Annotated in this window: 17 protein-coding genes; 10 read left to right on the forward strand and 7 right to left on the reverse strand. The window is 52.9% G+C overall.

Features of this window, described 5'->3' with window-relative positions:
* Nucleotides 1-29: 29 nt before the first annotated feature.
* Complete coding sequence (locus tag MWU62_RS05525; protein ID WP_247113923.1) at nucleotides 30-1,613, forward strand: cation:proton antiporter family protein; 1,584 nt, start codon at nucleotides 30-32, stop codon at nucleotides 1,611-1,613.
* A gap of 8 nt (nucleotides 1,614-1,621) precedes the next feature.
* Here the strand turns inward: MWU62_RS05525 and senA are convergent, their stop codons facing one another.
* The 5 genes from senA to dauA form a co-directional block, all read right to left on the reverse strand.
* Nucleotides 1,622-3,010, reverse strand: coding sequence for a selenoneine synthase SenA (gene senA / locus MWU62_RS05530; protein ID WP_247113924.1), 1,389 nt, complete (start codon nucleotides 3,008-3,010; stop codon nucleotides 1,622-1,624).
* Between the two features lie 11 nt (nucleotides 3,011-3,021).
* Complete coding sequence (locus MWU62_RS05535) at nucleotides 3,022-4,881, reverse strand: SLC13 family permease (protein ID WP_247113925.1); 1,860 nt, start codon at nucleotides 4,879-4,881, stop codon at nucleotides 3,022-3,024.
* Nucleotides 4,882-5,015: 134 nt separating this feature from the next.
* Nucleotides 5,016-6,608 (reverse strand): isocitrate lyase, encoded by a 1,593-nt coding sequence (locus MWU62_RS05540; protein WP_247113926.1) that lies wholly within the window; start codon nucleotides 6,606-6,608, stop codon nucleotides 5,016-5,018.
* Between the two features lie 201 nt (nucleotides 6,609-6,809).
* A complete protein-coding gene (locus MWU62_RS05545; protein WP_247114124.1) occupies nucleotides 6,810-8,756 on the reverse strand; it encodes an ion channel DMI1 in 1,947 nt (648 codons plus the stop codon).
* Nucleotides 8,757-8,770: 14 nt separating this feature from the next.
* Entirely contained in the window at nucleotides 8,771-10,552 is a 1,782-nt protein-coding gene (dauA, locus tag MWU62_RS05550; protein WP_247113927.1) for a C4-dicarboxylic acid transporter DauA, read from the reverse strand.
* A 62-nt stretch (nucleotides 10,553-10,614) separates the two neighbouring features.
* Between dauA and MWU62_RS05555 the strand changes: the two genes are divergently transcribed.
* The 7 genes from MWU62_RS05555 to MWU62_RS05585 all read left to right on the forward strand — a co-directional run bounded on the left by MWU62_RS05555 (nucleotide 10,615) and on the right by MWU62_RS05585 (nucleotide 17,371).
* Nucleotides 10,615-11,634: a ChaN family lipoprotein gene (locus MWU62_RS05555; protein WP_247113928.1), complete on the forward strand. Its 1,020-nt coding sequence runs from the start codon at nucleotides 10,615-10,617 to the stop codon at nucleotides 11,632-11,634.
* On the forward strand, nucleotides 11,631-12,341 hold the full coding sequence (locus tag MWU62_RS05560) for an SIMPL domain-containing protein (RefSeq protein ID WP_247113929.1): 711 nt from the start codon (nucleotides 11,631-11,633) through the stop codon (nucleotides 12,339-12,341). Before MWU62_RS05555 ends, MWU62_RS05560 begins: the two co-directional genes overlap by 4 nt.
* A gap of 1,146 nt (nucleotides 12,342-13,487) precedes the next feature.
* Nucleotides 13,488-14,045: a GNAT family N-acetyltransferase gene (locus tag MWU62_RS05565; protein ID WP_247113930.1), complete on the forward strand. Its 558-nt coding sequence runs from the start codon at nucleotides 13,488-13,490 to the stop codon at nucleotides 14,043-14,045.
* A gap of 117 nt (nucleotides 14,046-14,162) precedes the next feature.
* Entirely contained in the window at nucleotides 14,163-14,663 is a 501-nt protein-coding gene (locus tag MWU62_RS05570; protein WP_247113931.1) for a pyridoxamine 5'-phosphate oxidase family protein, read from the forward strand.
* A gap of 51 nt (nucleotides 14,664-14,714) precedes the next feature.
* Nucleotides 14,715-15,167, forward strand: a complete 453-nt coding sequence (locus MWU62_RS05575; protein ID WP_247113932.1) for a hypothetical protein — start codon at nucleotides 14,715-14,717, stop codon at nucleotides 15,165-15,167.
* A 289-nt stretch (nucleotides 15,168-15,456) separates the two neighbouring features.
* On the forward strand, nucleotides 15,457-16,365 hold the full coding sequence (locus MWU62_RS05580; RefSeq protein ID WP_200362151.1) for a hypothetical protein: 909 nt from the start codon (nucleotides 15,457-15,459) through the stop codon (nucleotides 16,363-16,365).
* 595 nt (nucleotides 16,366-16,960) lie between these two features.
* Entirely contained in the window at nucleotides 16,961-17,371 is a 411-nt protein-coding gene (locus tag MWU62_RS05585; RefSeq protein WP_247113933.1) for a hypothetical protein, read from the forward strand.
* Between the two features lie 249 nt (nucleotides 17,372-17,620).
* On the opposite strand, the gene MWU62_RS05590 is transcribed toward MWU62_RS05585, so the two are convergent.
* Together MWU62_RS05590 and MWU62_RS05595 are read right to left on the reverse strand one after the other, a co-directional pair.
* Entirely contained in the window at nucleotides 17,621-18,091 is a 471-nt protein-coding gene (locus MWU62_RS05590) for a hypothetical protein (protein WP_247113934.1), read from the reverse strand.
* A gap of 57 nt (nucleotides 18,092-18,148) precedes the next feature.
* Nucleotides 18,149-19,216: a beta-N-acetylglucosaminidase domain-containing protein gene (locus MWU62_RS05595; protein ID WP_247113935.1), complete on the reverse strand. Its 1,068-nt coding sequence runs from the start codon at nucleotides 19,214-19,216 to the stop codon at nucleotides 18,149-18,151.
* Nucleotides 19,217-19,333: 117 nt separating this feature from the next.
* Between MWU62_RS05595 and MWU62_RS05600 the strand changes: the two genes are divergently transcribed.
* Together MWU62_RS05600 and MWU62_RS05605 are read left to right on the forward strand one after the other, a co-directional pair.
* Nucleotides 19,334-20,395: an acyltransferase gene (locus tag MWU62_RS05600; RefSeq protein WP_247113936.1), complete on the forward strand. Its 1,062-nt coding sequence runs from the start codon at nucleotides 19,334-19,336 to the stop codon at nucleotides 20,393-20,395.
* A 52-nt stretch (nucleotides 20,396-20,447) separates the two neighbouring features.
* On the forward strand, nucleotides 20,448-20,906 hold the full coding sequence (locus MWU62_RS05605) for an ATPase (RefSeq protein WP_247113937.1): 459 nt from the start codon (nucleotides 20,448-20,450) through the stop codon (nucleotides 20,904-20,906).
* Nucleotides 20,907-21,000: the final 94 nt, after the last annotated feature.

Below are 21,000 nucleotides of genomic sequence, written 5' to 3' on the forward strand. Positions count from 1 at the left end.
AGCTAATTTTTCCCCTTAAAGAACCTCTCATGCCTGAAGCTATCTGGATTTCTTTTGCATTCGGCCTTGGCCTTCTGATCAAAGCCGTCGGTTTGCCTCCGCTGGTAGGTTATCTGGCAGCAGGCTTTGTACTGAGCGGCCTTTCCGCCAGTCCGCATACCAATATTTCCGCCGAGCCTACGGCAGTGCTTGCCCACATAGCACATCTGGGCGTTCTGTTAATGCTGTTTACAGTAGGGCTCAAGCTAAAGTTCAAGTCTGTTATCAGCCCAGAGGTAATTGGTGGCAGCCTACTGCATTTCTCCATCACTTGCTTTGTATTCACGCCAGGTATCTACCTGCTGATGGATATAAGTTGGTACGTGGCGTTCATGCTAGCCGTTGCGCTGTCCTTCTCCTCGACAGTGCTGGCGGCAAAGGTACTGGAGAACAAGCGCGAACTTCGAGCATTTCATGGCAGGGTGTCCATTGGCATTCTAATTATGCAGGATTTGATTGCTCTGCTTGTTATGAGTCTCGCGGCAGGCAAGGCGCCTTCGGAGTGGGCCTTGATCGTTTTCGGCCTGCCGCTGCTGAGGCCGTTGTTATACAAACTGCTGGATGTCAGTGGCCACGATGAGCTTTTGGTTCTTTTGGGCATGCTGTTGGCGCTGGTTCTCGGAGGACTGGGCTTTGAAGCCGTTGGCCTCAGTTCAGAGCTAGGCGCCTTAGTATTTGGTGCTATTCTCGCGAACCACCCGCGCAGTCAAGAACTGGCAAAATCTCTGTGGAGCGTGAAAGAAATATTTCTTGTGGGCTTCTTCCTGCAAATCGGTATCGGCGGCCAGCCAGACACCAACGCCATTATATTTGCTGTGGTGGCGGCGCTGGTGCTGCCCATCAAGGGCATTCTCTTTTTCTTCCTCATGTTGTTGTTCCGCCTGCGCGCCCGTAGTGGCTTCCTCACAGCGCTGGCGCTTACCAACTACAGTGAGTTTGGGCTTATCGTCGCTAGCATTGCACTGCCGGAATGGTTGGTGCCTCTGGCAATAACGGTAGCTTTGTCGTTCCTGATTTCCGCGCCTCTGAACCGGCTGGCCCACCCACTATACGACCGTTTGGGTAATCGCCTTGTGGGCTTCGAGAGCCAAAAGCGGCACCCAGACGAGCTACCCGTTTCTCTGGGTGACACACGGGTTCTGGTTATGGGCATGGGGCGCACCGGGACCGCCGCCTATGATTGGCTACAAACCACTGAAGCAAGATTGATGGCTCTGGATTCAGACCTCGCAAAGGTAGAGCGACACCAAAAGCAGGGGCGAAACGTGGTTTACGCCGATGCTGAAGACAAAACCTTTTGGGAGGCACTGCACATGCCCGCTCTGGAAGCTGTCATTCTTGCGATGAGCGACATAGAGGCGAAACTTATCGCAGCGCAAAAGCTGCGCAAGCATGGATATACCGGCTATATTGTTGCGCACACCATGTTCGAAGACGAGGCAAAGAGCATTCGTGAAGCCGGTGCAGACGACGCCTATCTCACCATGAGCGAAACGGGCGTAGCTCTGGCTAGTCACCTTCTTGAGAGAGCCCCGGTTACCTCGCAAACACCGGTTTCAGATCAGGCAAGCTGAGCTCTGCCTCAGGGCAGAGCACAGGTACGAAAGCCCGTGTACACGTCGTTTCTCTCGGGCAGGTATGCCTGACGGTAGGTGCCACGAATCAAGCTGGATGAAGTGGCACAACTGCCTCCCTTGCTCACCTTGTGGTCCCCGAACTGCAGTGTGGACATGAACGGATACATGTCGATGCAAAAGCCGTCATAAGGCAAAAACTGGCTACTGGTCCACTCCCACACTGTGCCGATCATTTGGCGGCAACCAAAAGGGCTGTCGCCCTCGGGATAGTCTGTTACCGGGTTCTGCGCCATTCCACTGGCATTCATATCTGCATGCATGGCATCAGGATGCTTATTGCCCCAAGGGTACTTACTGAATGGCTCACCTTCGCAATTCCCAAGCGCTGCGGCCTCCCATTCTTGCTCGGTAGGCAGGCGCCGCCCCGCCCACCGACAGTAGGCTTCTGCCTCCCAATAACTAACATGGGTTACTGGGGCATTCGGATTCAACGGCTGCCAACGATCAAACAAACGCTCCTGCCACTGGCCATCTTTCCAGCGCCAATAAAGCGGGTGCCGAGGTGCTTGTACCATAGGGGCTGACACCCCGTGAACCAGCGCCACATCAACGTCTGTTCTCAGCCATTTCTGGCCACCAAACGACCAAAGCTCGGGTTTTTGGTAACCATCATCCTCTACAAACGCCATAAACTCACGGTTGCTGACCAGATAACGGGAAATCGCAAACTCACCCAAGCGCACTAGGTGGCGGGGTTTTTCCGCGTCGAAGGCAAAATCCTCGGTGGCATACTGCGGCGAGTCCCCCGGCATGCCAATGTGCCAGTTACCGGCGGGAACAGTAACATCACGCTGCGCTGTGCTGGCTTGCAGCTCACCCGGTGCGGGGCGTTTGAAATCTGCACTGGGTGGCGGCTCGTAACCTACCGTTTGGCGGCACCACACTAGCGACTCTATGTGCATGTTCTGGTGAAAGATGGCGTATCGATATAGGTAAAGCTCACGATCTGTCAGCGGATTGAGCTCAATCCGCTTCGACATTTTGTCGTACACATGATCAAAATAGGCCAAGGTTTTTTCAAGGCCGGGAAACAGATCTTTGCGCCAGCGATCCCGGTGATCAATATGGAAGGAGTCCCATAGATCATCCATGGAAGGGTCAAAGCTGGCATCGCCATCCAGAAGATTGAACACAAACACTTCATAGAAAAAAGCAGCGTGACCCATTTCCCACAGCGGTGGATTCGCGCCTGGGTGATAAGGTACCTCAAGCTGCTGCTCACTCAATGATGTAATGAGTTCCCGCGTTCTTAGTCGCGTTTGCGCAAGCGCCGCCAGCAATTCAGCCTTATGCATGTGCTCCGCTTCCATCATGGCTCCCCAAACTTGATTCATTTTTTAAACGGTCATGCCCAAACCAGCATAATAACCGGCACCGCAACCACCGTAACTATGGCTGTAAGGGGCAACCCCAAACGCCAATAGTCGCCAAATTCGTAACCTCCGGGTTCCATAACCAAAGCATTGGACTGGTGCCCTATGGGGGTCATGAAAGCGCAGGAGGCACCCACGGCAACTGCCATCAATACCGCATCCGAGGGTATCTGCAATTCATTTGCCAGGCTAAGCGCTATGGGTGCGACCACAATAGCTGCAGCTGCATTGTTTACTACGTTGGATAACAGCGTTGTGCCCACCAGTATCATGACCAATACCGACACAATTGAAAGGCTCTCGCCCAAAGCCAACATTTGTGCGGCTATCAACCCGGCCCCACCCGTGGTTTCCATGGCCTGCCCCACCGGTATCATCGCCGCCAGCAACACAATCACAGACCAATCAATAGATTTGTAGGCTTCCGCCGCAGATATGAGTTTAACCAACACCATGGCAACTGCCCCGGCCACCAATGCCACAGGCGCTGAAAGTAAGCCGGCAACAATTGCAACAATACTGGCGAAAAAGATGCCTGAGGCCATCACGGTTTTGCGCGGAGACCCTAAGCGCAGCCCTCTCTCTGCAAGCGGCAAACAACCCAACTCTGCAAGAGTGCTAGGCAGGGAATCCTCAAAACCCTGAACCAGCAATATATCACCAGCATTGAACCTGATATCGCCAATACGCCTCTTCAAGCGATAACCCAACCGTGCCACGGCAACCACGTTCAGCTGATTGCGCTCCCGCAACTTCAATCGGTTAGCCGTCTGCCCCACCAAAGACGACTCGGGCGCGATAACCGCCTCCACAAGATGCAGTTCGCCCTTCTCTATCCGAACGGAGGCAGCTTTTTCATCGCCTTTGCTTTCCGGTTCGGCTGATTCCGTTGCGGCTTCAGGACTGCTGCCTTCACTGTCGCCGTCCGCCTCTTTGCTGTCCATATCCTGATGTGCAAGCTTCAGACCTGTTTTATCAAGAAACGTTTGCAGGCTTTCGGTGTCGGCCTCGACAAGCAACACATCATCTTCGCGCATGATTTTATAGGTGGAAGGCACTGCATGGCGCTGTTCGCCACGAATCAAAGCAAGAACAATAATGTCCGGCTCGTCTCCGGCACTGGTTATGAGGTTGTGCAAGGTTCCGCCCGCATGGGGGGAGTCCTCCGGAATACGCAACTCGGTAACATATTCACCAACACTGAACAGCTTGCTGCCAGCAGAGTTGTCTTCCCTGCGGGGCGTAAAACGCCAACCAATCAGTGTAATAAAGGCAATACCTGCCAGCGTGATCGCCACGCCTACAGGGGCAAAATCAAACAGCCCGAAGGTGCCGCTTTCGCGATAAGAGGCAATGATAATGTTGGGCGGGGTGCCGATGAGTGTCATGGTGCCGCCGAGCAAAGAACCGAAAGCCAGCGGCATTAGCAGCAATGAAGGTGAGCGCCCTGCTTCCCGCGACATCCAGATAGCAACCGGCATCAGCAGTGCAAGCGCACCAACGTTATTAATGAACCCGGAGCAAAGCGCAACCACGCTGGTGAGGGTAAGCACCTGCAGTGTGGGCCTGTGGCCAATTTTACCCAGCAGGCGTGCGATATTATCTACCACACCTCCATTCACCAAGCCCTGACTGATCACCAGTACCGCAGCCACAGTGATCACAGCAGGATGGCCAAAACCGGCAAACAATTCCTCAGTGGGCACCAGTCCGGTTACTGCCACCGCCAAGAGCGCCAGCATGGCAACCACATCAAAGCGCAGGCGGTTCCACACAAACATGGCAAGTGTGATTCCGAGCACCGCAAATACAATGCCTTGCTCGATACTCAAGATTGATCTCCTGTTCCTTTAGAGGTAACTGAATATAGCAAAGCCCAAAACAAAAACCCCGCGAACTGTCTCCAGTTGCGGGGTTTTTATGCTCCCGGAACAACTCCGGGAGCGGGGTACTATTAACCGTTCAATTAACCGAACTGGTTCATAGTGTTATCAGCACCACCGGCTTTCAGCGCAGCATCACCAGCGAAGAATTCCTTGTGGTCGTCACCGATGTTAGAACCAGCCATATCCTGGTGCTTAACGGTAGCGATACCCTGACGGATCTCTTCACGCTGAACACCTTTAACGTAGGCCAGCATGCCTTCTTCGCCGAAGTAGCCTTTGGCCAGGTTGTCGGTAGACAGGGCCGCAGTGTGGTAAGTCGGCAGAGTGATCAGGTGGTGGAATACACCCGCTTCACGTGCAGCGTCGCGCTGGAAGTTAGCAGTCCACTCGTCAGCCAGCTTACCCAGCTCAGTGTTGTCGTATTCTGCACTCATCAGCTTGGCGCGGTCGTAGGCAGAAACATCCTTGCCTTCTTCCTGCATGGCGTCGAATACCTGCTGACGGAAGTTCAGAGTCCAGTTGAAGGACGGGCTGTTGTTGTAAACCAGCTTGGCATCAGGAACTTCTGCCTTGATGCGGTTAACCATGGCAGCGATCTGGCCAACGTGAGGCTTCTCGGTTTCGATCCACAGCATGTCGGCGCCGTTCTGCAGGCTAGTGATGCAGTCCAGAACAACACGATCTTCACCAGAACCTTCTTTGAACTGGAACAGGCCAGAAGCCAGACGCTTAGGCTTCAGCAGCTTGCCGTTAGACTTGATTACAACGTCACCGTTCTCGATCTGGGAAGCGTCTTCGATGTACTCACCATCGATGAAGCTGTTGTACTGGTCGCCCAGGTCACCCGGCTCGTTGGTTACAGCGATTTGCTTGGTCAGGCCAGCACCCAGGGAGTCGGTACGAGCAACGATAACACCGTCGTCCACACCCAGCTCAAGGAACGCCAGACGAACAGCGTTGATCTTGGACAGGAAGTCGGCGTGAGGAACGGTTACTTTACCGTCCTGATGACCACACTGCTTCTCGTCAGAAACCTGGTTTTCGATCTGGATGCAGCAAGCACCCGCTTCGATCATCTGCTTGGCAAGCAGGTAGGTTGCTTCGTCGTTACCGAAACCAGCGTCGATGTCTGCAATGATGGGTACAACGTGAGTTTCGTGGTTGTCGATCTGCTTGATCAGCTCTTCTGCCTTGGCAGTGTCGCCCGCTTTTTCAGCAGCTTCCAGATCGCGGAACAGGTGGTTCAGTTCCCATGCATCTGCTTGACGCAGGAACGTGTACAGCTCTTCGATCAGGCCAGAAACAGCGGTTTTCTCGTGCATGGACTGGTCAGGCAGAGGACCGAACTCGGAACGCAGAGCGGCAACCATCCAGCCAGACAGGTACAAGTAGCGACGCTTGGTGTTACCAAAGTGCTTCTTGATAGCGATCATTTTCTGCTGGCCGATAAAACCGTGCCAGCAACCCAGAGACTGGGTGTACTTGGAAGAATCGGCATCGTAGGCAGCCATATCTTCACGCATAATCTTTGCAGTGTACTTGGCGATGTCCAGACCAGTCTTGAACTTGTTCTGGGCGCGCATACGTGCGGCGTGCTTAGGGTTGATGGCGTGCCAAGTCGGGTTTTGCTTCACAATGGAAGCAATGCTATCGACGTCTTTTGCGTAAGGCATGAGCTCGATCCTCAGTGTGTTGATGAAAAAGTTAGTGAATGGTGCCCAGGGGAAACACCGGGCTACTTACGGCGTTGGCAGTACTTTAATGGCTCAGGATTTATAATTGAAATTTATATGATCTATTTTCAGCATTTTTTCAATGAATACCAACAATGACTGCACGCAACTAAGCCAACCAAACTTATACCGGGCCAAGCCTCAAGACTGGCCCAAGACCACAAGTCTGTCGCCAGCTTGCAGCTCCAGATACTGCCTGCGCGGGGGGTTGAGCAGTAGATGCCTACCTCGGGCGTCTGCAGTAGCGCGAAATACACCAAGCGCCACTTCGCCTTCCGCTGCCAGCACCTTTTCCAGCACATGAAAATCAGCACTGGCCGGCAGAGGGTAATCTTCTGGATCCCGAAACCGGATCTCGGCGCCACCAACGGTAAACAGCTCATCCAGTACCACCCTAAGTTCCCTGCGCAAGGCCACCTGAGCCAATATGTGGCTGAGAATCATCGGGCTTATAAGCATTTCGCTCTGGTGGCCAAAGAGCAGTTGCCGGTTGTCTGGGTCACTCAACTCCATAATGAGTTGGGGTCGCCCGGATGCCTCCGCTAATATGTCTTCAAGCTGCAGATAGCCCACCATGGTTCGTGCATCGGCCTCTTCTCCAGAGGCCAGCCGGTCGCTACTAAGCAGTATAATCGTGTCGTAGTCAGCCGGATTGATCCGGCGCAATTCATCTTCAACCATGTAGTCCGCTTCAATGTGGCTATAGCCTTCAAGCGATTTGCCAGCGGCATAACGGTTAAGCGCCTGTTCACGCTCGGATGCGGGTACAACAGAGACGATATCCAGTACCGGCTGGCCCGGACCATAACTGGCGAACTCCGCCATTAAACTTGGCACCCGGCGGTTCCAACCCAGCAAGAGTATGCGGCGCCCCTCCAGACCCTCCCCACGCACGGAACGTTTCGCTTCGCTACGATTTATCTGCGGCAAAGCCTGTGCTTTCGGGTCGGCATAGGTTTCGGAATAGTCTCTGGCCATCATTACAACCCGGTCTTCAGCTTCGATGCGCGTATCGGAGGGCGCTGCCAGACGAATATCCCAGCTTTGGCCACTGCGGCGAAGCAGGCCAAGCACGATAACATTCGGGCGGACGGCTGCCAGCTCACCAAGAGACAAGCCCGCTACCGCCTCACCACCGCGAACATAAATTTCATTGCCCGCACCGGCCGTAAGCAGTTCGTTATAAATTTCCGATAATCCCGGGTGCAACACGTTCTGCACCATCAGGCGGCTGATGGTGGCGTTGCCCGCGACCACCTCCACAGCGCCGGGATAGGCCCGCTCTACCACGGGCAGTTTTCGGATATCCTGAATCTCAGCCACCACAAAGGGCAAAGGCGCCTGATACTGGCGCGCCTGCGCCGCAATCGAAAGCAGCGCTTTAACGGTTTCTACATCCGAGGTGACCAGGCTGCCCGCCTCATACACGGCACTGGGCACGATAACCGCAGCCGCATCAAGACAAGCCACACGGTGCAAAGCGTCCGGTTGAATGGCAGAGCCAGAACGCAGGATGATCTGACGAGCCCGGCGGCCAATACCCGGCTCTGCACGCAGTTCGTGAACCTGCTCCGCCGAAGCATCTTCAGATAAAACGACGAGGTTCAGTTTCTGGGTATCATGCTTTTCCAGAAACCGGCGCATGCGACCGGAAGAGCCCAGCAACTCAGCAAGTAAAGGCAGGGTTTGGCTGGTCCAGCCCAACACGACCACATGGTTTTTCAAGGTAACCGGAGTGAGGCCACGTTCGAGATCCGCCATTTTGGCAATCAGCCAGCGCGTCAGTATTGCGACCAGCGTGCCCATAAACACCACGTACCCGCTAACAGTCAGCAGTGTAGAGACAAAGCGCTGCCAGGTGCCTACATCGTCACCCAGATAACCGGGGTCGGTCAGGCGCAGAAAAGCCCACCAGACAGCAGAGCCCGGATCGTCAAATTCACCACCCTGCGGAACCACCAGCAGCCCCCCGATCAGCGAGATAAGGCCAATAAAAATACCCACCACTAGCAACTGGAAGCCTGCACCTTTTACTAGTTGTCGCTCAACAATAAACTTCACACGGTCGACGACGCGAAACGGCAACATGGCGGTTTTTTTCATCAGTTTGGTCCGGTGTGCATTGAGTTGGGGTCAGAGGGCGATGAGCTGTGTGAAGCTATGGATGATAATGGCAGCGCCAGCGCTTCTCGCAGCGACGAGGTAAACTGCAGAACCCCTTCCACTGGCCCCAAACCACCTCGGGCGAGCGTGCGCTGAGGCTGGGACTGCAGATCGGCGATCACAATGCGTGTGCCGTTGTTCTGGCAGGTAGCGATCAGCTTATTAAGGGCAGACAGGCCACCCGCATCCAGAACGGTAACGCCGTCCATATATAGAATAAACCCGTCCACGTTGCGGGACAGCTCAGCTAACTCTCCAAAAATACGATCGGCCGCCGCAAAAAACAGCGGGCCGTTGATTTTGAATACCCTCCAGCCGGGCGGTAGGTTTTCATCGCTCACCCGCTTACCCGTGGTGATATCGGTCACTTTCGTCATCTCCGCCATTTCCCGCATAAACAGCACAGCGGCCAACAGCACACCTGTGGTGATCGCAATCACCATGTCCAAAGCCACCGTTAAAGAAAAGCAGGTGAGGAAGACCAATACATCGCTGCGCGGTGCGGTTTTCAGAAGATGCACAGCCTTGGGTGCCTCGCTCATGTTCCAGGCCACCATAATCAGCAAAGCAGCCATGGCAGGCATGGGCAAATAAGCGAGTACGCCTGCCAGTGATACCAAGGCCAATAACACCACAATCGCATGGATCATAGCGGCAACCGGCGATTCCGCACCGGCCCGGTAATTGGCAGCAGATCGGGCAATAGCAGCCGTAGCCGTAATACCCCCGAAGAAGGGCACAATAATATTACCTAGCCCCTGCCCCATCAGTTCGCTGTTGGCACTGTGGCGCTTGCCAGTCATGCCATCAAGCACTACAGCACAAAGCAAGGACTCAATCGCACCAAGCATAGCCACGGCAAACGCCGCCGGCAGGAGTTCTCGCACCATGCTCCAAGAGAACCCGAGAGGGTTGCCATCGGCACCCGCCTGCTGCCACGGCCATGCAAATTCTGGAAGAAACGGCGGAATACCCGCTCCCGTGCCGCCCCCGGGCAGCAGATAACTGAAGCGCGACCCTATGGTATCTACAGTGGCCCCATTGGCGTTCAACCACACGGCCAGCAGGCTACCAATAATCACCGCTGGCAAATGTGGAGGAACCGGTGTTTTCAGGCGCGGCCAGAGCAGCATCACCGCAAGCGTAACCACCGCAACCAGAGCGCTCATGCTGTCCAGCGCCGGGAAAGCCTGCGCCAGCACCGCCAGCTTGTCCCAGTAGTGCTCTGGCATGCTTTCCACAGACAACCCAAAGAAGTCTTTCACCTGCAGCGTTGCAATCACCACTGCAATACCACCGGTGAAGCCAAGGGTGACGGATTCGGGGATGTATTCAATGAAGCGCCCCAACCGCATGAGCGCCATGATGACCAACAACACCCCGGACATCAGGGTTGCCAGCAACAAGCCACCAAGACCGTATGATTGCGCGATGGGGTAAAGGATAACGACGAAAGCCGCCGTAGGGCCGGAGACACTGAAACGGCTACCGCCGGTCAGAGCTATAATAAACCCGGCAATAAACGCCGTGTAGAGGCCGTACTGTGGCGCAACACCGCTTGCAATCGCCAACGCCATGGCCAAAGGTATTGCAATAATGCCCACCGTAACACCGGCCATCAAATCCCGTAGAAAGCGGCGGCTGTTATAGGGCTGGTCAATACAGGCTTCCCGGAAGGCGTGGGCAAGCCGGAGTGAAAAAAGATGAGCGCGATGGGGCATACTGGCCTCGTGTCTGGGAATACATGCAAGTAGCGAGGCCCTACATCATATATAATTTCGCCATGAAAAGTTTATCCATCGCCGTACTGGCTTTATTGATTGGCAGCCTCACGGGGTGCGCAGCCATGCTTTCTTCCAGCAAAGAGAATGCGGATACGAGGCCAGAAACTCTTTATGAGTCGCGCTTAACCGATGCCAACACAGGCAAGATATTGAGCCTAGAAGCACTTGCCCAAAAGCTGGCCCAGACTGACGTAGTGGTCATTGGCGAATACCATGGACATCAAGCCGCACACTTACTGCAATCGCAAATTCAAACAGCTCTTTACCGCCAGCAACCGCAACAGGTGCTATCCATGGAGCAGTTCAATCTGAACAACCAAGCGGCTGTCGATGCCTACCTAAGCGGTAAAACCGGTGAAACTGAATTTATAGAAGACAGCAATGCCTGGGCGAATTACCGCGCCTCCTACCGCCCACTGGTGGAATTTGCACGACAACATGGCCTGCCCGTTATTGCAGCCAACGCCCCCGCAACCATAGTGCGCTGTGTTGGTCGCACAGGGCCGGAGCACCTGAATACGCTGCCAACCAGCGAACAGGCACAACTACCCGACAACCCATTTATGGACACGCCCGCCTACCGGGAAAAATTCGATGCCACCATTACCAGCAGCCACGGCGCAGCAGACGACGCCATGCGCGAACGCATGAACAACACCTATCAAGCCCAACTGCTGCGCGACAACACCATGGCAAGCCGCATACTCGCTGCCTGGAAAGCCCACCCGAAGGCGCAGATCATCCACACCACCGGCACATTTCACAGCGAAGAACATCTGGGCACCGTCGCCTTGCTGAAACAACGGGCACCGGATATTTCGATTGCCGTGATTTCACCGGTAGTATGGCCTGCGGATGCCGAAACAGCACCACTGCTTGAGAACCAAAACAAAGGCGACTTTCTTTATTTTATCCAGCCTTTGCCAACGGAGTTCCTTGACGAAGACCGGGAACACAAAGCAATGTCTGCAAGGTTCAAACGCCCCTCTGATGCCACCTGCCCGGGAGATTCTCCATGAAAGTCATAGCTGCCCTTATTCTGGGCTTGAGTGCCATCATATCAGCCTCGCTGATTAGCGATGGCCTCACCGACCTGCGTACCGGTGATCGCTACGTAACGGTAAAGGGTGTTGCAGAACGGGAAGTAAATGCCGACCTAGCCCTGTGGCCAATCCGCTTTGTCGCCACCGGGGTGAGCCTAAGCGAAGCTCAGGACAAAGCCCGTAGCAGCCGCAACGCCATCATGGCCTTCCTGAAACTGCAGGCCATCGGCGACAGCGCCGTGGAACTGCAACGGCTGGATGTGACCGACACCCGAGCCAACCCTTATCAGGACAACAATAGCGAACAGAAATTTATCATCAGCCAGACTCTGATGGTGCGCAGTGAAGATATTGAGAAAATCCGCCAAGCCGCACAAGGCGTTAGCGAACTGGTGGATTCTGGCGTAGTGCTCTCATCTGACTATGGCCCAAGCGGCCCAACCTACTTGTTCAACGGCCTGAACGACATCAAGCCAGGCATGATTGCGGAAGCCACGGCATCCGCCCGAGAAGCCGCCAGCCAATTTGCCGAAGATGCCAAAACCGAACTGGGCGACCTACGCCGGGCCAATCAAGGCGTGTTCCAGATACTGGCCCGGGATCAGGCTCCGGGGGTTTCAGAGCAACAACACCCGGTAAAGACCGTGCGGGTAGTTTCTACCGTTGAGTACTATTTGCGATAGCTTACACAGGCATCAAGCAACGGCTTTATGCGCATTCGCCAGACCCCAAGGTTCGGAGCAATGGCCGTGCCGACGGACTAGTCCAACAGACATTTAAAGGTCACGCTGCGCACGACCATTAAATGACTAGGTGTTATGGTTTTCCAAAAGTATGGAACAGGTTTTCGTGAAATTATCATTCTTTTTAATGTGGGCTAGTGGTGGGCTAATGCTATTTCAGCATTTGATCTTCAAGCCTTTCTTGCTGCATCGCCTAAAGGTCAGGCATGAAAAGCTATGGAAGGAAATTGGAGCACCTAGGTTTTTTCAATCAGTAGAGTTCTCCGATGACCTTGTTCAGCTCGCCAGAGAACCCGAGCAAATTCCCGCCCAGAATTCAGGCCGAACAATAGCGACCTACACGTTGCTACGAGCGTATTCCGGCCTTGATAGAACAGTCCTGATTCTGCTCTATATATTATTTGCCTTTGCTGTTTATTGGTACATTTTTGAAAAGTGAGAGCATTGCTGCTGTTAGCTCGAGCTCTCTCGGTAACAGCGCTGGCCAAAAAATGCATACAAATTGTTGTAGTCCATTCCGGCCTTCGGTCTCCACTGGACGGCCCTGCCGGGGGTCGCTAAACAAAAGCGTTAAATTGAGATGGAAATCGAGTACGCATATAGCTTTTCAGAAAATGTCTTTTACGCAGGCTTAGGGATGTTGCGCTTTTACCTGTGGCTCATCCCCTTCGCATTCGTCTACAGCTACCACAAGCGCAGAGGCTCCGTACTTAAGATTTTCTGGGCTCTGTGTGCGGCCTTGGCGCTTTTATACTGGGAGTATGACTCGCTAACCAGTAAGCATACGACGAGAACGGGGTAACTATGGAGCAGAAGAGTGGGCGGTTAGTCTCACTCACTCCAGAACAAATAGAACGTTTCTGGTCCATATCAATCGGCGGGAGTGGCGGCTGGTCCTGCTATTTATTGGTCAAAGCAGAAGGTCGTGACTACGAGAGTTTTATTGTTCATAAGCGGCAACACCTCTGTGAGGATGATGCGAAATTGCTTAATGCCGACTACCGCAAGAGATAAATTTAACAAGTGGCTGTTGTCGAACGCGCTAACGCGCGCCGCCTTCTGCGTTGAGGCAAGGTACACTCTGCTATGGCAGAATTACTAGAGTTCGAGACCGAGAGGCTGCGTTTGCGGCAATGGCGAGAAAGCGATTTCGAGCCGTTCGCAGCACTTAACGCTGACCCACAGGTTATGGAGTTCTTTCCCGAACCGCTGGGTCGTCAGGCGAGTAATGAGATGGCGGAGAAAATTCGCTCGCTCATTGAGCAGCGCGGTTGGGGATTCTGGGCGCTAGAGGTTAAGGGTGTCGAGCCTTTTATTGGTTTTTGTGGGCTACACGTACCTACAGCAAGCTTGCCTTTTTCGCCGCGTGTCGAGATTGGTTGGCGATTATCCTCAGCCCACTGGGGGAAAGGCTATGCATCAGAGGCTGCATTTGGTTCACTCAATGTTGCGTACCACCGGCTGGAGCTACCTGAGGTTGTCTCCTTTACCACCGTGGGCAATCGGCGGTCGCGCCGTGTCATGGAGCGCATCGGCATGAAATACAGTTGCGAGTTCGAACATCCCAGCTTACCCGAGGATAGTCTGTTGCGGCCGCATGTACTTTATCGGTTACGACGAGAACAGTGGGATGCAAAAGTCTAACCATTAGCTCCGGTTCGTTCCGGCTCCATGGGGCCTCCACCGGACGCCTTTTTTAACGCGACTTTGCCTTTATTGTGAGGTCGTCACTGAGCACCGTTATTCACGAATGGAGACACAATGAACATCAAGGATGAATGGAAGAAAATAAAGTCAGTGCTAGAGCAAGGTCAGGCTTCAACCGTCTATTGCTCAATCGCCACTGTTAACCCCGACGGCACACCCCATATCACACCTGTTGGCACTGTTTTTTTACGCGATGACCAGAGTGGTTACTTTTTTGACCACTACGCAGAGGCTTTGGGGAGAAATATCGATCAGAACCCTAATGTTTGCATTATGGCTGTCAACGCTGGTCGATTTTTTTGGCTCAGGTCTCTACTAAAAGGGCACTTTGTTTCTCCGCCTGGCGTAAGGCTCTATGGAAGAGTTGGGCCTATCCGAGAAGCTACGGCTGAGGAAGTCGAGAAGATAGAGAAACGGGTTAAGCCATCTCAATGGATGAAGGGCGCGAGGATGCTTTGGAGCGGTTTCACCCACGTCCGAGATATTGAATTTACCCATTATAAGCCGATTACCTATCCAGTCATGATGGATGGGATGTGGCCGGAACATTCATAACCACGTGGTCAGCGAGCCCACATTCCCACTGGGGTTATACAGGCAAAGAAATTGAGTCTATCGATCTCCTATATCGTTGAAAATGCAGGATGGGCTGAGGTAGCCATTTCAGATGGTGACCAAAAGATCGTGAACAACGTGTCTTACTTGCATGACAGCCTTCGCGATCTGGCAGAGCTTGCAATAGCCGTAAGCACGGGAGCCAGAACTGCGAAAGCGACCTTCATGGATGAGTCTGGGGAGCTGCAGTTGGTTCTGCACAAAGACCAAAACCAAATGGCTTTTGAGGTTCGCTGGTTTAAAGATTGGGCAAGTTGGGGGCTCGGCTCTTCATCAGATTATGATGTTTTGTTTAAAGGCGAAACCACGGCGGAGCACATCAGTAACCGGATAACCGGTATCCTCACAAACATCCATGACCGCATCGGCCCAAGCAAATACAAAGAAATGTGGGGTGAGCACGAATTTCCATTGGAACAGTACCGGAAACTTACCGGTACATAAAGGGCTATATGCCTGTGGTTCCCGCAGCCACAGGTTTACGTTGCAGTTCAGTTGATTATTTGCCGCGGTATGCCGCAAGGTCTTGAGTTTTCTGGGTAGGAGCTAGGCATTCAAATTCTGATTGAGCTGCAAGCGATCAAATAGCTTTTAGTTACTCTTGTGATACTGGACGCCCACGTTAAAAACCCCGCGCCAGTCGCGCATTTGCAAATGCGCTCGCTTGTTCCGTCAGCTAAACTTGCCTACAATCAACTTCTAAATGGATTTTCGACTTCAAGGATGAAAGAAGATGAATGCCGTTCTACAGCCCTTTGGTGAAACCTTCGCCCAAAATCAGCTTCGCGTTCGACTCGAGCACAGTCTCGACCAGAAAAAACTATTCGCTGCTATTGATGCAGATCCAAAACTTGTCGGCGCCGGTGTTGTTTATATTGATGCCAACTTCACTATTGTTACCCTTCGAAAATTTCAGCCGCTTTGCAGCATTGAACCGATAAAGATCATTTTGCGTGAGCCACGCCAACCAACCTCGCCCATCCAGCATGCTCAGGATCTTTCTGCAACACCGAGGGAAAGCCAAATGTTGGCTGAAGTGCTGGGAGCCTCTCTTTCATGTGGCGCGGCGCTGCTAAGTTGGGTAGTTATCGTCGGAAGTACCGGTGTAATCCCTCTGACCGGTGGAGCCAGTTCAGCGCTCACAGCTTTGTCCTACTCTGCGTTTGCAGCGAGTTCACTACAGTGCATGAATGGCCTCGCGCGAGTGGGAATGGAAGCACGTAACCCTGAGCTCAAGGACCAAATCGATTCAGAGGAATGGTATAGCACCGCTGCAACAAGTCTCGACGTTATCTCTCTTGGTGGCGCCGCAGCGGCTGGGTTTGTGACGGTACGTATGGTTAAGACTCTGCATGCACAGGGGGTTACTATCCGAGAAGCTCTGGAAGGCCTCAGTCGCCCTCAAAGGACACGGCTAACCGAAGAAATCGTACGCATGAATAAGCCGGGCATTTCCAACAAGATGCTCAAGTTCCTTAAGCGAAATGGAACTGTGCCCAAACGCTATACAAAAACTCAAATTTCTCATACCACTAAGCAACAGTTAAAAGACGCTTTGGGTGCCTTCTTTAGCTTCTCGGGAAGTGCCTCCAATGGTGTGGTACGCACTCTTGCTATCGGCATTTATGAGGAAGTTCAATGAGGCGCGATAATAAAGAGGCTACTGACGCTCAGGATATCAGTTTATACCCCCCTGGTATGGGAGCGTTTTTGCTGGCTACTTTATGCATGCTGGCTACGCATACTTGCCTGCTTTTATCCGTGTACGCCCTCTATGTTCAGCCGATTCCCAATCACGAAGATTCGGCTGGGTTAATTCTGGCAGTAGGCGCACTCAGCGCTTTTTTGGTGATTCATCCGAGCTTTCTCCTGACACGAGCCAAACCTCGCAACCTTCGTTTTCTAGGTACGTTGAGCACCATCTATGCAGTATTTCTTCTCTTAGTCAGCATATGGTCGCTTTATGTCGCCGATCCTTTGATCTACATTGCCGGAATTGGCCTTACAACGGCTACAGTTTGTAGACTTATTTACAGGAGTAGCAGAATCCGCCTTTTTTCTGATCACTACGTGCGGTTGTGGGGTCTACTGAAAGAACCTAATAGAAAACACATCCAAAATACTCCACCAGCGGAACATTAAATTTAAGCCCTGTTTGATGCACTGAAATAAGGATCGCTTTTCCGGTGCGGAGCACTTCCAAATCGCCCCAAGCCCAGCCGTTAATTGGTAAAGCTATGGAATCTGTGATTCAAGAAGAATTAACCGGTTGTGGTATCGCGGCATGTGCCACTCTAGCCGGTGTCAGCTACGCAGAGGCCCAGCAAAAAGCAAATGCACTAGGCATTTACGCGACAGACACAACACTTTGGTCAGAAACAGAGCACGTTCGGACATTACTTCGTGAACTCGGCATCTCTGTTTCGCCCAAAGAAACACCTTTTGAAGCTTGGGAGTGTCTACCAGATAGGGCTCTTATGGCCATCAAATGGCGCATCGAACAAGGTAAGCCCTTTTGGCACTGGGTTGTTTTCATCAGGGAGCACGGCGAGGCGAAGGTACTGGACTCAAAAAAGGCACTGAAATCCAACACCCGTAAGGATTTCGGGCGCATTAAGCCCAAGTGGTACATTGAAATATTGAATTAACAAAGCCTCGCAGTACGCGATGCAAGCTCGCCCTTACTCCGCGAGCACTATGAACAAAAAATCAGTAAAGCCTTTTTCATTTTAACTCCCAAAACAATGCTCTTCGCGCCCTCGGAAAGTAACAGCTGTCGGAACAGGTGGCCCCATTTTTTCTGAAACAAATGAGACCAAATCACGAGCCCGAAAAATATACTAGTCGCCATTTTCACCAGAAGAAACTTTCCCTTCCATAGCGTGTTGCGCTATTGCTTAGTCACACATAACAAACTGACTTTGATCTTTATCGCTACTCGCAGCAGCCAACTGAGCAACTTGTATCAGCGCTGGCGTAACCACAAACTCGGCCCCGGTGCCTGGCCAATAGAAGTCAGCAACAAGGGCATCATCGTTATTCACGCACAATGTTAGCAACACCGGCTCTTCGGGAATCACCGTTTCCTCGCTTTTTTCTACCGCCATGGCATAGCTAATATCACCACGCTGCCGGCCCCGGATAGGAGTGATGATCTCGGCACGGTAAATATGCCACACCATGTTTGGACTATTGGCAATGGCTACACTACTAACACTGTACACACGCACCACGGCGCTAAATTGGGTTTGCACTACGCTTTTTTGTAAAAAACGCTGCTGCGCTTCAGTGTTCAGCGGTTGCCCCGCGTAACTACAGCCAGCATGCAAAAGTGCCGCTACCAACAAAGAAAAGGAGAAACACCTCATGCCGTTATGTCTCACTACGAGCTATGGACCTTCGAGCTAGCATTGCAAGGGAACACCTCATTGAGTCTGCACCATCTCATCCGTCACTTGATACTCTCCCTCCAACCAGCGCAGGATTTCGCCAGCTGCAGGGTGGTCAAAGGCGTCGTAGGTGCGTATTAGGCTTTGCCGTTTTTCCTCGCTGATGCGCCCCAAGCCCGCATCTTGCAATACCAGTAGGTCAGCATGAAGTTGGTCTGCAAGTTCCCGCCCAAGCACTTCTTTTGCGGCATGGCGAAACGCCTGCCCATATTGGTATTCCGGCCCCTGTCGATAGGCTTCGGCCAGAGTAATTGCGGGAATTGTGGTTAATGTTGGTTGCAAGGCCGGGTTGATGCCATGGCCTGCTAGATAGGCCGCATTCGCCGCTGGCCGGCCGGTAAATGCCCGCAAATGCAAATGCCGCGACATGCGGTCGCCGTCGTTCACCGGGTAGTTATCCCAGAGCACTGGCTTACGGCCAAGCCGGTCGCTGACGCGCTTTAGATGGCCGGGTGAAATTTCTCTTGAGCAGACTTCTTCGCCTGTCCAGAAAACTTGAATGTCGTGGTGCAGAAGTCGGCCAAGGGTTTCAAGATAGGCTGATGGGCGCTCACCAAACACCCGATCCAGAACCGGATCATCGGAATAGTAGCTGGGGCATATTGAAAGAATGCGAACCTGAGTGCGTTCGCGAATCCAGTGCATGATTTCCGCTTGAGTTTCCGCAAGCGCAGGCGTGTCGGCCTTCATGTCGTCGAACAGAATGGCCAGTTCATCAATGCCAATGCGGTCAAGTAGCTCTAGCTTCGCGGCGAGCGCAGTGCGGGCAGCTTCATCAAAACAATTAAAGATTTCATAGGGGCTCAGCCCTATACCAAACCGCAGCCCTTGCTTACGGCAAAACCGGCCGAACTCGGCAAGCTCCGATGTCATTTCCGGTGGATGAGGCTCTTGCCAGCGCCTACGCAGAAAAGCATCGGCCTTAGGCGCATACAAATAAAAGCCATAGCCATGCGGGGCTAGCGCACGTACCAGTTGTTGCCGCTCTTGCCAGCTCCATACCGGCCCATAGAACCCTTCAATAATCCCCAGCGTTGTGCTCATGGCGCTCTCCCTGTTTATTACCACATGGTATACCTACGGCAAGCGAATGGTATATCCCACCCGTACTGCCTTCAGCCAAAGCAGGCTACTATAGAGAAAATTCCTACGGAAACCGCTATGAGCCCTTCTCAAACAAGGCTGGGCAGTCTTGATGCATTGCGTGGCCTCGCTGCTTTGGGGGTCGTGCTTTTTCATTATCTGCCCTATTACGACAAGCTTTTCGACCATGGGTTCGACATTCCCCAGCTATTAACAGACACGCTGCTCTTCGGTCGATACGGCGTTCACTTGTTTTTCATACTCAGTGGTTTTGTCATTTTCATGACCCTTGAGCGCACTCGCAACGCCGCTTGGTTTGGTTTGGCGAGAGCGGTTCGGCTATTACCGGCACTGTGGACAGGTATTATTCTAACGTTCGTATCCGTGCACCTTCTGGGCCCTGAGAGTCGGGCGGTAAGTTTTGAAACCGCGTTGCTCAACGCCACCTTGCTGCACGAATACTTTGGTGCCGAGCATGTAGACGGCGCTTATTGGAGCCTCGTTGTAGAAGTCACTTTCTATAGCTGGATGGCACTGTTGTTTTATACGTTGCGCGACTGGTCAAAACTTCGCTTGGCTTTCTGGGTTTGGATGATGGCCAGCTACGCTGGCGTAATTTGGTGGGAGCAAATACCTGAAGGCTTAGAATTTCTGGTCAAAGACCTGATGTTCGTGAAGTACGCTCCGCTGTTTATTGGTGGCATGCTGATATACCGTATTTATCGCTACGGCCAACCGATAATGGCAGACGCAGCACTGCTGGCTCTTGCGGTAGGCCACGGGCTCTTTGCTTATAAAATGCCCTATAGCTTGTTTGTGCTTGGGTGTTTCACCGTGTTTGCGCTGGCCGTTGCAGGGCGCCTCAACTGGCTAGCAAACCGCCCCTTGCTGTGGTTAGGCAGTCTTTCATACAGCCTTTATCTGGTGCACCAAAACATTGGTTATGGCGTGATTAGCTGGGGCTACAGCGCAGGCCTTCCGGGATGGCTGGGCGTTAGCCTAGCGCTTGGTACAGCCTTTCTTCTTGCCTCGCTGATTCACTACACGGTGGAGAAACCCGCGCTGCGCCGCTTCCGAAGCTGGCGCAGCCGCGCTGAAACCGCTCAAGCAATAGGCTCAGCGGCAAAGGCAGCTAAATAGACTAACCTGTGATCATTGGATTAGATAAATACCCTATTGACGGAGTTTGGCCATGGAAATAAAAACCTTTGAAGACCTGATTGACTGGACCCGCCAACTGCATGCTCATTTGGCAAGGTGCCTGCACGACGCTGCAGAGAAGCACAACAACGAGCGCACCAGTGCGCTTATGGACTATGTTGCCAACCACGAGGCAATGTTGGCAAAAACGGTAACGGAGTTTGAGAAGCAGGCTGACCCCAAGGTTTTGCAAACACGGCTATATGATTATCAGAACCACAAACCGCTCAAACCTGGCGCGGCCTGCGACCCAAGGTTTACGACAATGAGCTTTGATGACATAGCTAAAGAGATCTTTGCCTTCCACGATCAGGTGATGGATCTCTACAAAACACTCATTGGTAAGGCGGAAATAGAAGGCGCCAAAACACTGCTTGAAGACCTCTTATCTCTAGAGCAGCACGAAGCCATGCAGCTGTCCAGCCAGATTGGCAGAATGAACGATCTTTGAGGCGGTCTACGACCTATGTCGTAACCGGGCGTTTTTTCATTTTACTGAGGCGCAAGATACTTGATAATGTCAACGAGTCGTAAAGCCTCTCGAA

The organism is Marinobacter sp. S6332 (genome assembly GCF_023016045.1).
Classification (GTDB): domain Bacteria; phylum Pseudomonadota; class Gammaproteobacteria; order Pseudomonadales; family Oleiphilaceae; genus Marinobacter.

What these genes read in the sequence shown, in the direction of transcription:
- MWU62_RS05525 (WP_247113923.1), top strand. Translation starts at nt 30, where the DNA reads ATGCCTGAAGCTATCTGGATTTCTTTTGCATTCGGCCTTGGCCTTCTG.
- senA (WP_247113924.1), bottom strand. Translation starts at nt 3,010, where the DNA reads ATGAATCAAGTTTGGGGAGCCATGATGGAAGCGGAGCACATGCATAAG.
- MWU62_RS05540 (WP_247113926.1), bottom strand. Translation starts at nt 6,608, where the DNA reads ATGCCTTACGCAAAAGACGTCGATAGCATTGCTTCCATTGTGAAGCAA.
- MWU62_RS05545 (WP_247114124.1), bottom strand. Translation starts at nt 8,756, where the DNA reads ATGTTGCCGTTTCGCGTCGTCGACCGTGTGAAGTTTATTGTTGAGCGA.
- dauA (WP_247113927.1), bottom strand. Translation starts at nt 10,552, where the DNA reads ATGCCCCATCGCGCTCATCTTTTTTCACTCCGGCTTGCCCACGCCTTC.
- MWU62_RS05555 (WP_247113928.1), top strand. Translation starts at nt 10,615, where the DNA reads ATGAAAAGTTTATCCATCGCCGTACTGGCTTTATTGATTGGCAGCCTC.
- MWU62_RS05560 (WP_247113929.1), top strand. Translation starts at nt 11,631, where the DNA reads ATGAAAGTCATAGCTGCCCTTATTCTGGGCTTGAGTGCCATCATATCA.
- MWU62_RS05565 (WP_247113930.1), top strand. Translation starts at nt 13,488, where the DNA reads ATGGCAGAATTACTAGAGTTCGAGACCGAGAGGCTGCGTTTGCGGCAA.
- MWU62_RS05570 (WP_247113931.1), top strand. Translation starts at nt 14,163, where the DNA reads ATGAACATCAAGGATGAATGGAAGAAAATAAAGTCAGTGCTAGAGCAA.
- MWU62_RS05580 (WP_200362151.1), top strand. Translation starts at nt 15,457, where the DNA reads ATGAATGCCGTTCTACAGCCCTTTGGTGAAACCTTCGCCCAAAATCAG.
- MWU62_RS05585 (WP_247113933.1), top strand. Translation starts at nt 16,961, where the DNA reads ATGGAATCTGTGATTCAAGAAGAATTAACCGGTTGTGGTATCGCGGCA.
- MWU62_RS05590 (WP_247113934.1), bottom strand. Translation starts at nt 18,091, where the DNA reads ATGAGGTGTTTCTCCTTTTCTTTGTTGGTAGCGGCACTTTTGCATGCT.
- MWU62_RS05595 (WP_247113935.1), bottom strand. Translation starts at nt 19,216, where the DNA reads ATGAGCACAACGCTGGGGATTATTGAAGGGTTCTATGGGCCGGTATGG.
- MWU62_RS05600 (WP_247113936.1), top strand. Translation starts at nt 19,334, where the DNA reads ATGAGCCCTTCTCAAACAAGGCTGGGCAGTCTTGATGCATTGCGTGGC.
- MWU62_RS05605 (WP_247113937.1), top strand. Translation starts at nt 20,448, where the DNA reads ATGGAAATAAAAACCTTTGAAGACCTGATTGACTGGACCCGCCAACTG.